Here is a 15,757-nt window from a genome sequence, read left to right as displayed (position 1 = left end):
AGCGATGGCAAGCTTCAGGCGGGCGGGCCCCCCGATAACTAAGACTAAAGTTCCATAGCAAAACTTTGTCAATATTACGTCGTTAAAACAGACGACTGGTGTTGAGGTGCACAACTAGCTGTTTTTTAAAGACATATAGAAAGTTGAGTGCAGGTATAGAGCGAAATGTTATTTCGGAGTGTTTCTCCGCCACCTACGCTTCTGCATAAGGGAGCAACGCAGCGATTTCGGAAGACTCGCCATTCACAGAGCGACCAGCCTGCGCGTGCATAAGCTGTTAAAGGAACTACATTTACTGTTACCTGTTGCGCCACAAGGGCAACCGGCTTTTCGCAGTGGGAGGATCACCATGCCGAAGCAGTCGAGCATCCGTTCCGAATTGGCCGATGCCCTTTTTCGCATGCGCCGCAGCTTTTACTCGCTGGCAGCGTTCAGCGGCGTCATAAACGTCATGATGTTGACGCCAGCTATTTATATGCTGCAGGTCTATGATCGAGCCTTGGTCAGTCGCAACGTCACGACGCTGACAATGCTGACTGTGCTGGTAGTGGGTCTGTTCCTGCTGATGTCCACGCTGGAGATGATCCGCACCCGTGTTCTGATCCGGGTCGGCAACTGCCTCGACATGGATCTCAACCGGCGCGTTTTCAACGCAGCATTCGAGCGCAACCTGAGCCGCGCCGGCGGCAATCCGGCCCAGGCTCTGCAAGACCTCGCCCAGGTTCGTCAGTTCGTCACCGGCAATTCCCTGTTCGCTTTCTTCGATGCACCGTGGACGCCGATCTACCTGCTGGTCGCCTATCTGATCCACCCATTGCTCGGACTGCTCACGCTGGTCGGCTCGCTGATTCTGATGGGCCTGGCGTATCTGACTGAAAAGGCGACGCAGAAGCCGCTGGCCGAAGCCAATCAGGCCGCCATGTCCTCCGCCCAATACGCCAACAACAACCTGCGCAATGCCGAGGTCATCGAGGCCATGGGCATGCTGCCGTCGATCAGCAAGCGCTGGTACATGAGCCATTTGCGCATCCTGGAAATGCAGACCCTGGCCTCCGACCGCGCGGCCTTGATCAGCAGCACCGGGCGCTTCGTGCGTATCACGCTGCAGTCACTGATCCTCGGTGCCGGCGCGCTGCTGGCGATCGAAGGCAAGATCACCCCGGGGATGATGATTGCCTGCTCGATCCTCACCGGCCGCGCACTGGGCCCGGTGGAACAGGTCATCGCGTCGTGGAAGCAACTGCTGGGCTGCCGTTCGGCCTGGGGCCGGCTCAATGAGATGTTGGCTGATTATCCGCGCCGGCCACCGAGCATGTCGCTGCAGCGGCCGCAGGGCATGCTGGCGGTGGAGAATGTGTATGCCGGCGCCCCAGGTACCAACAACACGATACTGCGCGGCGTGGGCTTCAGCCTTGTTCCCGGCGAAAGCCTTGGCATTATCGGCCCATCCGCTTCGGGCAAATCCACCCTCGCCCGCCTGCTGGTTGGCGTCTGGCCGACGCAGGCCGGCAAGGTACGCCTGGACGGCGCGGACATATTCACCTGGAACAAGGGCGAACTTGGCCCCTGGATCGGCTACCTGCCACAGGACGTGGAGCTGTTCGAGGGCAACATCGCCGACAACATTGCGCGCTTTGGCGAAGTGGACAGCGAAGCGGTCATCCGCGCAGCCAAGATCACTGGCGTGCACGAGATGATCCTGCGTTTTCCGCAGGGTTATGACACCCGTCTTGGCACCGACGGCAGCCCGCTTTCCGGTGGCCAGAAGCAACGCATCGCCTTGGCTCGCGCGTTGTATGGCGAACCCAACCTGATCGTGCTGGATGAGCCGAACGCTAACCTTGATGATGTCGGCGAAAAGGCCCTGGTCGATGCACTGGCCGAACTCAAGGCCCGTGGCGCCACCGTCATTCTGATTTCCCACCGTCCCAACGTACTCTGCGCCGTCGATAAGGTGCTGATGCTGCGTGACGGCGGCGTGCAGATGCTTGGCACGCGCGATGAAGTATTCGCAGCGCTGCGCAAGGCCAGTGTGATGCCTGCAGGCGCGTCGACTCCGCTGGCCTCCGTCAAAGCACGGGAGTGATCGATCATGCAAATGAGCCAACACACCGAAATGATTCCTGCCGATCCGCGCAGCGTCGTCGACCTGGACGTCGGCAAACCCGCACGGTGGGGCGTGTGGCTGGTGCTCGCCGGCTTCGGTGGCTTCCTGCTGTGGTCCTGGCTGGCGCCGCTGGATGCCGGCGTGGTCGCGACCGGCACGGTCAAAGTCACCAGCAATCGCAAAGCCGTACAGCATCTGAGCGGCGGTACCGTGGAGGCCATTCTCGTTCGCGAAGGCGATCTCGTGACAAAAGGTCAGGAGGTGGTTCGTCTCGACTCATTGCGTGCCGCTTCCGAACAGGGTGCGATCAGCGCCCAGTACATCGTCAGCAAGACCGTGGAAAACCGCCTGGAAGCGGAACGGGACGGTCGCGATGTGGTGACCTACGATCCCGATCTGCTCAATCGCTTCAAGGGTGATCACCGCCTGGAGGCCGCCATGGACCTGCAGCAGCGCCTGCTGGACACCCGCCGTGCCGGTCTCGCTGGCGAAATCAGCATTCTGCAGGAGAACCTGGCGGCATCGGCAGTGCAACAAAAGGGCCTGCAGCAGGTCTATGCCGCCCGCGCCTCGCAGATCAACTTCCTCAATCAGGAACTGCAAGGCACCCGCGTGCTGTCGGCCGAAGGCTATGTGCCACGCAACCGCCTGCTCGAACTGGAGCGCAGCAACGCCGACCTCTCCGCCGGCCAGGCCGAGAACCTCAACAACATCGCCCGTATACGTAGCCAGACCACCGAAATCAAGCTGCGCATCCTGCAGCGCCAGCACGATTACCTGAAGGAAGTCGAATCGCAGCTGACTGAAACCGCCAAGGAAAACACCACACTGGCCGACCGCTTGCGCGCACTCGACTATGAAGTGACCCACACGGTGATTCGGTCGCCGATCGACGGCATGGTCCAGGGACTGAGCATTGCCACCGTCGGCGGGGTCATTCAGCCCGGCTTCAAGATCATGGAAATCGTTCCCCTCGACCAACCGCTGCAGGTCGACGCGATGATTCCCGTGCAGGCCATCGACAAGATGGTCCCCGGCCTGCCCGTGGACATTTCCTTCCCGGCCTTCAACCATGCCAAGACGCCCAACATCCCCGGCCGCGTGAAGACCATCTCCGCCGATCGCCTGATGGACGAGGAAAGCAAGCAACCGTTCTATCTGGCCCAGGTGGAAGTCACGCCCGACGGCATGAGCCTGCTTGGCAGCAATCACATTCGCCCCGGCATGCCCGCCAGCGTCACCATCAAGACCGGCGAACGCAACATGATGAGCTATCTTCTTAAACCAATGCTCGAACGTGTGGACAGCTCATTCAAGGAACAATGAAATGGACCGTCATTGCCTGCTTTTCTGCCTGCTGGGGTTGGCCCTGCCGGCCAACGCCATGGACCTCAAGCAAGCCTGGGATCTGTTGCAGTACCAGGGCCCTATCTACAAGGCCGCCGTGCATGAAAAACAAGCCGGCGGCGAAAACCGCGCCATCGGCAAGGCCGGTCTGCTACCGCAGATCAATGCCTCGGCCTACAACAACAAGGTCAATGGCTCCCAGAGCCAGAACAACATCGACAATGATCTCCACTACGACTCCAAAGGCGCCAACGTGCGCCTGCGTCAGCCGCTGTTCAACAAACAGAAAATGGCCGAGTACCGCCAGGGTCAGCAGCGTGCCGACTACAGCAATGCGGTATTCGATGCCAAGAGCCAGGACGCTGCGGTGCGCCTGGCCGAAAGTTATTTCGATGTGCTCCTGGCCAGCGAAACCATCACCCTGGCCAAGTCCAAGCTGACCGCCTTCGATGAGCAACTCGCCTCGGCAAAACGGCGCATGGAACTGGGGGCTGGCACCGTCACCGACATCGACGAGTCGACCGCTCGCCGCGACCTCGCCGAAGCCGAACTGATCGAAGCACAGGACAATCTGGTCAACGCGCGCCGCAAGCTCGAGGAATACATCGGTGAAACCCCAGAATCGCTGACCACCTTGCGTCCGACCTTCGATACACCACCGCTGCTACCAAGCAACCTGCAGGACTGGCTGGTCAAGGCCCAGGCCGATAGCCCGCTGATCATTGCACGCCGCTACAGCCGCGACCTCGCCGAAGAGGAAGTCAAGCGCAACAGCGCAGGCCACTGGCCAACACTGGATTTCATCGCCGGCTACACCGCGGGTGAGAGCCAGTCGCTTTCCGAGTTGAATCAACGCAACCACTACGGCTCGGTCGGGCTGGAAGTCAATATTCCGTTGTACAGCGGTGGCGGCGTCAGCGCTCTGACACGCCAGGCCAGTGCCAATAGCGACAAGGCTTTGGATGAACTTGACGCCGCGCGACAGGAAGTCATCACCGGAACCACCCGTGAGTATCAAGGCATTCTGAGCGGCGCCAAACGCATTCGCGCACTGGAGAAGGCCGTAGCGTCAAACGAACGCTCACTGCTTTCGACACGCAAGGGCTTCAAGGAGGGCGGCACCAGCACCAACTCCGACGTCCTCAATGCCGAAGAGCTGCTCTTCGTTGCACGCCACGATCTGTTCGATGCCAAGTTGCGCTATCTGATGTCGCGCCTGCGCCTGGCCTCTTCGGTGGGCAGCCTGGGCGATGACGATATCGACCAGATCAACAACTACCTCGGCCCGGAACTGCTGGTCACCAAGTAGTAACGCAATACCTGTAGGAGCCGGCTTGCCGGCGATGGACTCAAGTGCGCCGCGTTTATCCAGTTCACACGCGTTATCGTTGACGTCCATCGCGAGCAAGCTCGCTCCTACAAGGGTCCGTGTGACCTCCAGCCAAAAAATACGTCAGCGTTGAAATTTGCCCACCAAGCCCTTGATTCCCTTTATGCTCGATCCGGTTCCAAATCAAAAGCCACGCCCGGCTCCAGCCTGTAAACTGTTTCCCCATGCGCAAACTTTTGTACCTGACATTCTCCATGGCATTGCTCGCCAGCCTCACGACCTACGCGATGTGGGCTGCGGACCGGCCGGTGGGCCATTATCTTTCGGACCTGCGGATCGACCTGGCGGTCGACCAGGGTACACCGGCCGATCGTGGCAATCTCCTGGGCATTCAGCCTGAACTGTTTCCTACCGATTATCAAAGCCCCGAGCGTTTACACCGCAAGCTCGCGGCCTATCTGCAAGCAGCCCAGGACCAGGGGTTGTTGAACGGCAAGACTGTCGTCGTATTGCCGGAACACGTCGGTACCTGGCTGATGGTCAGCGGCGAGAAGGATGAGTTGTACCAGGCCAGCACCCTCAAGGAGGCCATGAACTGGCTGGCGGTGAGCAATCCCCTGAAGTTCGCCAAGGCGTTGATCAGCGCCGAAGGTGGCAACCGTCTGGACGATGCCCATCTGCGCATGAAAGCCAAGGCCATGGCCAGAGATTACCAGGCATTGTTCGGAGGGCTGGCCAGGGAATTCCACGTGACGTTGGTCGCCGGCTCCATCGTTCTGCCCGAACCGAGCATCATCGACGGCACCTTGAAAATCGGCCGCGGTGCGCTGTACAACAGCAGTGTAGTGTTCAACAACGATGGCCAGCCGATCGGCCAGCCCCAGCGCCAGATGCACCCGTTCTTCGCAGAACAGAACGGGATCAAGGCAAACGGCGAGCACTCGCTCAACGTCGTTGATACTCCCGCAGGAAGGTTGGGCGTATTGATCGGCCACGACAGCTGGTACCCGGAAAACTACCTCAAGCTCAACGACCAGAGCGTACAACTGGTTGCGGTACCAGCCTTTGTTGCCGGCCGTGGCACCTGGGATCAGCCGTGGCATGGCTACAGGGGTTCATCAGAGCCAGCCTCGGTTAACTTGAAGCCTGGAGAAGTCAGTGAAGGCCAGGCTTGGCAGCGCCTGACCCTCACGACCCGAATACCGGCCAGTCAGGCTGTCGCTGGCATGAGTGTGTTCCTGCGGGGTCAGTTCTGGGATCAGGGCAGCGCCGGGCACAGCTTCCTCAGCCGCAACGGCCAGCACTTTGCCGACAGCAGCGCCCAGGGTGCGCGTTTGCTGAACCTCTGGTTGTAAGCCATGAAACCGCAGCCGATGCGCCTCGGCGATCTGTCGGTGGGCTTTGTTCATAGCCTGGCCGATGCCGTGCGCAGTCATGGCGTCGATCCGCAGCCACTGCTCGATCAATACGGTCTTGATGTCGCGCGCCTGAGCGAAGCCGGTGCCCGCCTGTCGATACCGCGCTACATGCGCCTGGGCCACAGCGCCATTCAGCTGACCGACAACCCGGCCCTCGGCTTGCGCATGGGTCAGCTCAGTCGCCTGAGCCAGGCAGGCCTGGCCGGGGTCACGGCCGCCCAGGCACCGACAGTGCGTGAAGCCGCGCGCTGCCTGATTCGCTTCGAAGCCTTGTATGGTTCAAATTATCGGGGTCAATCAAGCTTTCACGAAGACCCTCAGGGCGCCTGGCTGCGTTTCTATTCGATCAGCCCCTATAACGCCTACAACCGCTTCGTGGTCGATTCGATCATCGCCGGCTGGTTGCAGCAGTTATCCAGTGTCAGCCCTGCCCCGCTGCGCGCCGAACGTATCGAGATCGAATTCGAAGAACCCGGTTACCGCGCAGCCTATGACGTTTTGGGTGACTGTCCGATTCAGTTTGGCAGCGAACGCAATCAACTGCGCTTGAGCCTGGCAAGCCTCGCCCAACGCAACCCCGAGCATTGCCCGAGCACCTGGCGGCATTTGCTGCAACTGTGTGAGCAGGAGCTGGAGCAACTGACACGAACCCGAAGCCTGCGTGAACGCATCATTGCGCTGCTGGGACCGTTGCTCAATGGCGGCCGGGAACCCGACCTTCAGGAGGTGGCGGCACGCCTGAAGCTGCCCACCTGGACCTTGCGCCGCAAGCTCGTTGAAGAAGGCACACAATTTCGTGCGATTCTCAACGACACCCGCCGCGACCTGGCCATGACTTACATACGCGACACAGAACTGGCGTTTGGAGAGATCGCTTACCTGCTGGGCTTCGCCTCAGCCGAAGCGTTTCAACGCGCATTCAAACGCTGGAACGGGCAGACACCCGGCGAATTTCGCCGCAGCCATCGCCAATCCGCTTGATGCTTACAACTCGGTAGCGTCTTCCGCCGGCTCCAGTGGATCCAGTTCGAAAGCCTGGTACTCGAGCAGCTCTTCTTGATAATCGTCCATTTCTGAATCCCCCAACCTGATTGAAAAACGTCTCAACACATGACCAATTCACTGAGCATAAAGTGCCCGCGTGAAAGAAAAATGACGCGGACACGACACTCCGTCGCTACTGAATAAAACGTAGCAGTTGGTCAGGAATTTATCATTGGTTTTCTAGCGGGAAATCGCAGAACGGTGGACTTGCTTGATGCGGGTCAATCATTGGAGTGACCACAGGCTTGGATCATCTGACCCGAGCCTGTGGTGCCACCCTCACTGGCCGGAGACGGGCATCACCGGAATGGGTTCGCTCGGTGGTGGCAAGTCAGTCGGGTTCGACGGTGGCGTGACGATTTCCGGGGACAGTACGGGCGCGACACTCTCGGCGGGTGTGATCGGTGCTGCTTCTGGAGGCGGGGCAACCGGCTCGGAGGAGACAGGCATCGCTTCGGCGGGTGCAGGTGCAGAGACTGCTGGCTCGATAGCGGGTGCTTCCGCCGGGGCAGGTGCCAGTGGTGCCACAGCTGCCTTGGCTTCAGGCATGCCCAGGTCTGTTTTCGGTTTTTCGGTGATGTGCGCAGCTTTTTTCGCTTCCGGCGGCAGGAACAGCTCCACCAGGGCGAAGAAGCGTTCGTAGAACTTGGCAGACGATACGGTTTCGCTGGCAACCTTGACCATCGAGTCATCAGAAGAGCCGATCGGCATCGACACCGAGCCCAGCACACCCACACCGAGACTGGCGGAGTTGTTGGTTTTCTTCAGTGCATAACGATCCTGCAGGGCGTTGGCAAACACAGTCGCGTGATGCCCCTCACTGCCGTCATCGGTACAGACCACACTGAAGCTGATCTCCATGTGGTTCTCGCCGGTCTGCTGGAAGCTCTTGTGACCGCTCACCAGCTTCGAATCGTTGCTGGTGATGATGTAACCCTGGCTGAGCAAGGCACGACGGGCGGCTTCACAGCTCTGGGTATCGGTAACCGGATAGTTGCGGGAAAAGGTTCCGGAATCGTCGAAATTCTCATGCTCATAGATGGCGGTTTTGTTCGATGAACAACCAGCCGCAGTGGCAAGCACGGCAGCCAGCCCGACTACCCGCATGGGAAATGATTTAAACATTGAACATCCTGAGGAAAACGGTTCGGGGCATATTGTGCAACAGATCGATGCTTAGCGGAGCATCGATCGTGTCTTAAAACAGTTACAGGCTGATTGACCCCGGTTTTGGGCAAACGTCACCGCGGCAAATGACGTACGGCCAAACAAAAAGACCCCGGCGTTTCGGCCGGGGTCTCCTGTGCAGCGCTAAACCTATTCAGGCATCAGTATTTCTTGATGTCCGCCTGGCTTTCCAGCTGCTTGCGATACGCCGCAAAGTCTTGCTGGCCGATGCGCGAAGCGAGGTAGCGACGGTACTGTGCTTTCTCTTCTTCGGTCGGCGCCGCTGCTTCGTTCACGCCATTGAGGCGCACGATCATCAGGCTGCCATCCGCCAGCGTTACGCTGGTGAAGGTCGGCTTGTCCTTGGCCGCCGGCTTCGCCATGCGGAACAGCGCTTGCAGCACCGCAGGGTCAACCCCTTCCTGAGCGCGAGTCGCAGCTTCAGTGACTTTCCAGGCCTGACCATCGACCGCCTGGTCCAGCGGGGTCTTGCCATTGCGCAGGCTGGCAATCAGGGCTTCAGCCTTGGTCTTGGCATCAGCACTGGCGTGCTCCTTGGCCAATTGCACACGAATCGCGGCAGAGACGCTTTCCAGCGGCAGTTGCGAAGGCTTCAGGTGCTCCTTGGCTCGCAAGACGACCACGGTTTCCGGATCCAACTCGATGGCGGTGCTGTTCGCGCCCTCATCCAGGACTTCCGGGCTGAACGCGGCAGTGATCACGGCACGATTGGCCGCAATACCCTCACCGCCTTCACGGCCAAACGGCTTGGACGTGTGCACGGTCAGTTTCAGGTCCTGAGCAGGCTGGGCCAGATCGGACGCTTCGAACGAGGCGTCTTCCAGTTGCTTGCTCGCCTCAACGAAACGTTGCTCGACCTGCTGGGTCTTCAGACCGCGGGTCAGCTTGTCTTTCAGACTGGCGAACGTTGGCACTTCTGGTGCTTCCACACCCAACAGCTTGATCAGGTGGAAACCGAAGTCAGTGCGAATCGGTCCCGAAACCTGGTCTTGGGCCAACGAATACAGGGCTTTTTCGAACGCTGGGTCGTAGACGCCAGGACCGGCATAACCCAGGTCACCACCGTTGTTCGCCGAACCCGGATCCTGGGAGAACTCCTTGGCCAGAGCCTCGAACTTCTCGCCCTTGGCCAGACGGGCCTGGATCTCTTCGATCTTCGCCTTGGCTTGCGCCTCGGTGGTCTTGTCGTTCACTTCAATCAGAATGTGCGCAGCCCGGCGTTGCTCGGACAGGTTCGCGATTTCTTTCTGATAAGCCGCCTGCAGGTCTTCGTCGTTGACGCTGACCTGGTCGAAGAAGGAGGCCTTCTTCAGCTCAAGGTAATCGATGACCACCTGATCCGGCGTCATGAATTCCTTGGCATGTTCGTCGTAATAGGCCTTGACCTCATCGTCGGTCAGCTTCAAGGCTGCCGGGTCGACCTTGATGTTCAGGGAGGCGAAATCGCGGGTCTGTTTTTCCAGACGGGCAAACGCCAGTACCTGTGCATCGGTCACGAAACCGCTACCTGCCAGGCCGGCACGCAGCTGACCGATCAGCATTTCCTGAGCCAGCATCTGGCGGAATTGCATGCGGCTATAGCCGAGTTGACGAATCACCTGGTCAAAACGCTCGGAGCTGAACTTGCCATCAACCTGAAACTCTGGTGTTTGCAGGATGACCTGATCAAGCGCTGCTTCGGAAAAAGCGAACTTCGATTTTTCTGCGCCTTGCAGCAGCAGTTTGCGATCGATCAGGCCCTTGAGAGCCGATTCGCGCAACATTTTTTCATCCAGCAAGGAAGCATCGAAATCCTTGCCCAGCTGTTGCATGAGCTGACGGCGTTGCATATCGACCGCCTGGCTCAGCTCGTTCTGGCTGATTTCTTCACCATTGACCTTCGCCGCTTCATTCTTGCTCGTCGTGGCCTGAAAAATGGCGTCGAAACCGGTCAAGGCCATCAGTGCAACGATGACCCCGATAATAGTCTTGGCAATCCAGCCTTGTGAATTGTCCCTGATATTCTGCAGCATGCGTCCCCCAGAAACGGTTGAACTTCAAAATTAGGCAACCGTGGAGCGTGGGTAGAATCCGGATAGAAGAAAGGCGCATCCGAGGATGCGCCTTCTCGTAACTGGCGGAGCGGATCGAGGGTTCGAACTGGCGACCCTCGGTGTCTTGAACCGGCGACCTGCAGTCAGGACTGCCGCTCCGCTGCCAAGTCAGGCATGACCCCGACCCGGATGGGTAAAAACCTGAATCGAACTTAGTTGACAGCTTCTTTCAGTGCTTTACCGGCTTTGAAACCTGGTTTTTTGGCTGCTGCGATTTCCAGCGTCTTACCGGTCTGTGGGTTACGACCAATGCGAGCTGGGCGATCAGTTACGGAGAAAGTACCGAAACCAACCAGAACAACAGAGTCGCCAGCCTTGAGAGCGCCAGTGACGGATTCGATTACAGCGTCCAGCGCACGGCCAGCAGCAGCTTTCGGGATATCAGCGGATGCAGCGATAGCATCAATCAGTTCCGACTTGTTCACTCTAAGTCCCCTTATATCTATTTGAGTATGATTCTAAGTTTTTTTGATGAAAGCAAAAACGAGTGCTGAATGGCCTACAGACACTTAAGAGCCGCTTTATAACAAGGGCTCTAAAAAGCTGTCAAGAAAGCCCCCCAGGCAAATACGTACTAATGCGTGCTAATTCTTTCCTTAGAATCTGCGTCGCGTTTCTCATCCTTCGCGACTATCTCCGGAGCCACGTCCGGCAAGGGCTCCGGCGCGTATTGCAACGCAATTTGCAGGACCTCGTCAATCCATTTAACCGGTTTAATCTGTAGATCCTGCTTGATATTGTCCGGAATCTCTTTGAGATCGCGCACATTCTCTTCAGGAATGATCACCGTCTTGATTCCGCCACGGTGTGCTGCGAGCAGTTTTTCTTTCAAACCGCCGATCGCCAGTACCTGACCACGCAAAGTGATTTCACCGGTCATGGCCACATCCGCGCGTACCGGAATGCCGGTCAATGCCGAAACCAGGGCCGTGCACATGCCCACACCGGCGCTAGGACCATCTTTCGGGGTCGCCCCTTCCGGCATATGGATATGCGTGTCGCGCTTCTCATGGAAGTCCAGGGGAATGCCCAGGCTTTTCGCCCGGCTACGAACTACGGTCAAGGCAGCGGTGATCGACTCGACCATCACGTCACCCAGGGAACCGGTCTTGATCAACTGGCCCTTGCCCGGCACCACAGCGGCTTCAATGGTCAGCAGCTCGCCGCCCACCTGAGTCCACGCCAGCCCGGTCACCTGACCGATCTGATCCTGCTGCTCGGCCAGCCCGTAGCGGAATTTGCGCACGCCCAGGAAGTGCTCCAGCATGTCTGCGGTGACCTTCACCGAGAAGCGTTTTTCCAGCGCATGCTCCTTGACAGCCTTGCGGCAAACCTTGGCAATCTGACGCTCCAGCCCACGCACACCGGCTTCACGGGTGTAGTAGCGGATGATGTCGCGGATCGCCTCTGCGTCAAATTCCAGCTCGCCTTTCTTCAGGCCGTTGGCCGTGATCTGCTTTGGCGAAAGGTATTTGACGGCGATGTTGATCTTCTCGTCTTCGGTGTAACCCGGCAGACGGATCACTTCCATCCGGTCCAGCAACGCAGGCGGGATGTTCATCGAGTTCGAGGTGCACAGGAACATCACATCGGACAGGTCGTAATCGACTTCCAGATAGTGATCGTTGAAGTTGTGGTTCTGCTCGGGATCGAGCACTTCCAGCAACGCCGATGCCGGATCACCGCGCATGTCGCTGCCCATTTTGTCGATTTCATCGAGCAGGAACAGCGGATTGCGAACACCCACTTTTGTCATCTTTTGAATCAATCTTCCTGGCATCGAACCGATGTAAGTACGGCGATGACCACGAATTTCCGCTTCATCACGCACGCCACCGAGGGCCATGCGCACGAACTTGCGGTTGGTGGCGTGAGCAATCGACTCAGCCAGGGACGTTTTACCCACCCCTGGAGGACCGACCAGGCACAACACCGGCCCCCGAATTTTCTTCACGCGTTTTTGCACGGCGAGGTATTCGAGGATGCGCTCTTTGACTTCTTCCAAGCCGTAGTGGTCTGCATCCAGAATATCTTCTGCTCGCGCCAGATCCAGGCGCACTTTGCTCTGGGCCTTCCACGGCACCTGAACCAGCCAGTCGATGTACGAACGCACCACAGTCGCTTCCGCGGACATCGGCGACATTTGCTTGAGCTTGTTCAGTTCGGCTGTCGCCTTGGCCAGCGCGTCTTTTGGCAGACCAGCGGCATCGATACGCTTTTTCAGGTCTTCGACTTCATTGTGACCTTCGTCGCTGTCGCCGAGCTCTTTCTGAATGGCCTTCATCTGCTCATTCAAGTAGTACTCGCGCTGACTGCGCTCCATTTGCTTTTTGACACGGCCGCGAATGCGCTTTTCAACTTGCAGCAGATCGATCTCGGCATCCAGCAACGCGAGGACGTGCTCGACCCGGGCCGACAAATCGATGATTTCAAGGATTTCCTGTTTCTGTTCGATCTTCAGGGCCATGTGCGCGGCCATGGTGTCCACCAGGCGACCTGGCTCATCGATGCTGTTGAGCGACGACAGGACTTCAGCCGGGACTTTCTTGCCCAACTGCACGTATTGCTCGAACTGAGACAGCAAGCTGCGAACGAATACTTCCGACTCGCGCTCCGGCGCGTCGACTTCGTCGATCAGGGAGACTTCGGCACGGCAGTGGCCGTCCACTTCGCTGAAGCGCTCCACGGCGCCCCGCTGCTCGCCTTCGACCAGAACCTTGACCGTTCCGTCAGGCAGCTTGAGCAGTTGCAGAACAGTGGCAATTGTACCAACGCGATACAGGGCGTCTTCACCGGGATCGTCGTCAGCCGGGTTTCTCTGGGCCAGCAGTAAAATCTGCTTGTCGCCCGTCATCGCAGCCTCGAGGGCTTCGATGGATTTCTCGCGCCCCACGAACAGCGGGATAACCATGTGCGGATACACAACTACATCACGCAATGGCAGGAGAGGCAATTCGATGGTTGTCTTCATGATTTCGCCTCTACGGCGGCCGTAAGGCCGTAAACAGATGGAAGTAAGCTTGAAACCAAGATGGGGGCTGCCTTCAAAAAAAACAAGCGCAAAGACAGTGTTAAAACGCACTAAAAGAAAAGGGGCCCGAAGGCCCCTTCTTTGTTCAAGCTGCGTGACGCTTAAGCGTCTGGCGCGGCCTTGGCGGTCGGCTCACTGTTTTCGTAGATATACAGTGGCTTGGACTTGCCTTCTATCACGCTTTCATCGATCACTACTTTACTCACCTCCGATTGAGAGGGGATTTCATACATAGTGTCGAGCAATACACCTTCGAGAATCGAACGCAGGCCACGGGCACCGGTTTTACGCTCCAGGGCACGCTTGGCGACCGACTTCAGAGCGTCGGAACGGAATTCCAGATCAACGCCTTCCATCTCGAACAGCTTGGCATACTGCTTGGTCAGAGCATTTTTCGGCTCGGTGAGGATCTGCATCAACGCAGCCTCGTCAAGCTCGTCCAGCGTCGCGAGGACTGGCAGACGACCGACGAATTCCGGGATCAGACCAAACTTGACCAAATCGTCAGGCTCGACTTCACGCAGGGATTCACCGACTTTCTTGCCTTCTTCCTTGCTGCGTACTTCCGCGTTGAAGCCGATGCCGCCCTTGGTGGAACGGTTTTGAATAACCTTTTCCAGACCAGAGAACGCACCACCGCAGATGAACAGGATGTTACGGGTGTCGACCTGCAGGAATTCCTGCTGCGGATGCTTGCGGCCACCTTGAGGCGGAACGGAAGCGACCGTGCCTTCGATCAACTTGAGCAAGGCCTGCTGCACGCCTTCACCGGAAACATCCCGGGTGATCGACGGGTTGTCAGACTTGCGCGAAATCTTGTCGATTTCATCGATATAGACAATGCCCATCTGGGCTTTTTCTACGTCGTAATCGCATTTCTGCAGCAGCTTCTGAATGATGTTCTCGACATCTTCACCCACGTAACCCGCCTCGGTGAGGGTGGTTGCGTCAGCGATGGTGAATGGAACGTTCAACAAGCGGGCCAGTGTTTCGGCAAGCAGGGTCTTACCCGAGCCTGTCGGGCCGATCAGCAAAATGTTGCTCTTGCCGAGTTCGACGTCGTCATTCTTTTTGTCGCGCTGGTTAAGGCGCTTGTAGTGGTTGTACACCGCTACGGCCAGAACCTTTTTCGCACGCTCCTGACCAATCACATACTGGTCAAGGATGCCGCTGATTTCTTTAGGCGAAGGCAATTTATGCGCGCTGCTTTCGGCCTGTGCTTCCTGCACCTCCTCGCGGATGATGTCGTTGCACAGGTCGACGCACTCGTCGCAGATAAAGACCGAGGGGCCGGCAATCAATTTGCGTACTTCATGCTGGCTTTTGCCACAGAAGGAGCAATAGAGCAGCTTGCCGTTGTCCTCGCCGTTGCGGGTGTCAGTCATTCGTTCGATCCAAATCCGATAGGCTTGCAACACAAGATGAAGGCTATTGCGGGCTTTTTCAAGCCCGCTGGTGATCGGACCCGCCGACCAACCCTATTTTGAGCTGCTTATTTTAAACAGGGCGCTGGCTGATCACTTCGTCGATCAACCCGTACTCACGCGCGGCGTCCGCACTCATGAAATTGTCGCGGTTGGTGTCACGCTCGATTTCTTCAAGAGTGCGCCCGCTGTGCTTGGCCATCAGCGTGTTGAGACGCTCACGGATGAAGAGGATTTCCTTGGCATGGATTTCGATATCCGACGCCTGCCCCTGGAAACCGCCCAGCGGCTGGTGAATCATCACACGCGAGTTAGGCAGGCAGTAACGCTTGCCTTGGGCACCAGCCGTCAGCAGGAATGCGCCCATGCTGCACGCCTGACCGATACAGGTGGTCGACACGTTGGGTTTGATGAACTGCATGGTGTCGTAGATCGACATGCCCGCCGTCACCGAACCGCCCGGGGAGTTGATATAGAGATGGATGTCCTTGTCCGGGTTTTCCGCTTCAAGGAACAGCAGTTGCGCACAGATCAGGTTGGCCATGTAGTCCTCTACCGGACCAACCAGAAAGATCACTCGCTCCTTGAGCAGGCGCGAGTAGATGTCGTAGGCGCGCTCGCCACGAGCGGACTGCTCGACAACCATCGGGACCAGGCCACCTGCGGCCTGGATATCTGAGTTCTGCTGAATATACGAATTACGGAACATGCTCTGCAGTCACTCCCAAATAGTTATGTCTTGAATACGCATAAGCCAGCACGAAGGCTGGCTTAT

At 58.0% G+C, this 15,757-nt stretch carries 11 protein-coding genes; 5 read left to right on the top strand and 6 right to left on the bottom strand.

The window, feature by feature from the left end:
* Positions 1 to 349: 349 nt before the first annotated feature.
* The 5 genes from B0D71_RS14780 to B0D71_RS14760 all read left to right on the top strand — a co-directional run bounded on the left by B0D71_RS14780 (position 350) and on the right by B0D71_RS14760 (position 7,183).
* A complete protein-coding gene (locus B0D71_RS14780) occupies positions 350 to 2,086 on the top strand; it encodes a type I secretion system permease/ATPase (protein WP_103395418.1) in 1,737 nt (578 codons plus the stop codon).
* 6 nt (positions 2,087 to 2,092) lie between these two features.
* On the top strand, positions 2,093 to 3,433 hold the full coding sequence (locus B0D71_RS14775) for an HlyD family type I secretion periplasmic adaptor subunit (protein ID WP_103395417.1): 1,341 nt from the start codon (positions 2,093 to 2,095) through the stop codon (positions 3,431 to 3,433).
* Position 3,434: 1 nt separating this feature from the next.
* Entirely contained in the window at positions 3,435 to 4,763 is a 1,329-nt protein-coding gene (locus B0D71_RS14770) for a TolC family outer membrane protein (RefSeq protein ID WP_103395416.1), read from the top strand.
* 245 nt (positions 4,764 to 5,008) lie between these two features.
* Positions 5,009 to 6,139, top strand: a complete 1,131-nt coding sequence (locus B0D71_RS14765) for a carbon-nitrogen hydrolase family protein (RefSeq protein ID WP_103395415.1) — start codon at positions 5,009 to 5,011, stop codon at positions 6,137 to 6,139.
* 3 nt (positions 6,140 to 6,142) lie between these two features.
* Positions 6,143 to 7,183, top strand: a complete 1,041-nt coding sequence (locus tag B0D71_RS14760) for an AraC family transcriptional regulator (RefSeq protein WP_103395414.1) — start codon at positions 6,143 to 6,145, stop codon at positions 7,181 to 7,183.
* Between the two features lie 342 nt (positions 7,184 to 7,525).
* Here the strand turns inward: B0D71_RS14760 and B0D71_RS14755 are convergent, their stop codons facing one another.
* The 6 genes from B0D71_RS14755 to clpP all read right to left on the bottom strand — a co-directional run bounded on the left by B0D71_RS14755 (position 7,526) and on the right by clpP (position 15,691).
* Positions 7,526 to 8,371: a DUF2242 domain-containing protein gene (locus B0D71_RS14755; RefSeq protein WP_103395413.1), complete on the bottom strand. Its 846-nt coding sequence runs from the start codon at positions 8,369 to 8,371 to the stop codon at positions 7,526 to 7,528.
* Positions 8,372 to 8,574: 203 nt separating this feature from the next.
* On the bottom strand, positions 8,575 to 10,446 hold the full coding sequence (locus B0D71_RS14750; protein ID WP_103395412.1) for a SurA N-terminal domain-containing protein: 1,872 nt from the start codon (positions 10,444 to 10,446) through the stop codon (positions 8,575 to 8,577).
* Between the two features lie 233 nt (positions 10,447 to 10,679).
* The gene (locus B0D71_RS14745; RefSeq protein ID WP_002552737.1) at positions 10,680 to 10,952 is read right to left on the bottom strand and encodes an HU family DNA-binding protein; all 273 of its coding nucleotides are present in this window, start codon (positions 10,950 to 10,952) and stop codon (positions 10,680 to 10,682) included.
* 149 nt (positions 10,953 to 11,101) lie between these two features.
* A complete protein-coding gene (gene lon, locus B0D71_RS14740) occupies positions 11,102 to 13,498 on the bottom strand; it encodes an endopeptidase La (RefSeq protein ID WP_103395411.1) in 2,397 nt (798 codons plus the stop codon).
* A gap of 161 nt (positions 13,499 to 13,659) precedes the next feature.
* The gene (gene clpX / locus B0D71_RS14735; protein ID WP_007982210.1) at positions 13,660 to 14,943 is read right to left on the bottom strand and encodes an ATP-dependent Clp protease ATP-binding subunit ClpX; all 1,284 of its coding nucleotides are present in this window, start codon (positions 14,941 to 14,943) and stop codon (positions 13,660 to 13,662) included.
* A 112-nt stretch (positions 14,944 to 15,055) separates the two neighbouring features.
* The gene (gene clpP / locus B0D71_RS14730) at positions 15,056 to 15,691 is read right to left on the bottom strand and encodes an ATP-dependent Clp endopeptidase proteolytic subunit ClpP (RefSeq protein ID WP_085725884.1); all 636 of its coding nucleotides are present in this window, start codon (positions 15,689 to 15,691) and stop codon (positions 15,056 to 15,058) included.
* Positions 15,692 to 15,757 lie beyond the last annotated feature (66 nt).

Origin of the sequence: Pseudomonas laurylsulfativorans, assembly GCF_002906155.1 — a bacterium.
Lineage (GTDB): Bacteria > Pseudomonadota > Gammaproteobacteria > Pseudomonadales > Pseudomonadaceae > Aquipseudomonas > Aquipseudomonas laurylsulfativorans.
The sequence above is the reverse complement of the archived record's forward strand: the minus strand, read 5'-3'. Positions and strand labels throughout refer to the sequence as shown.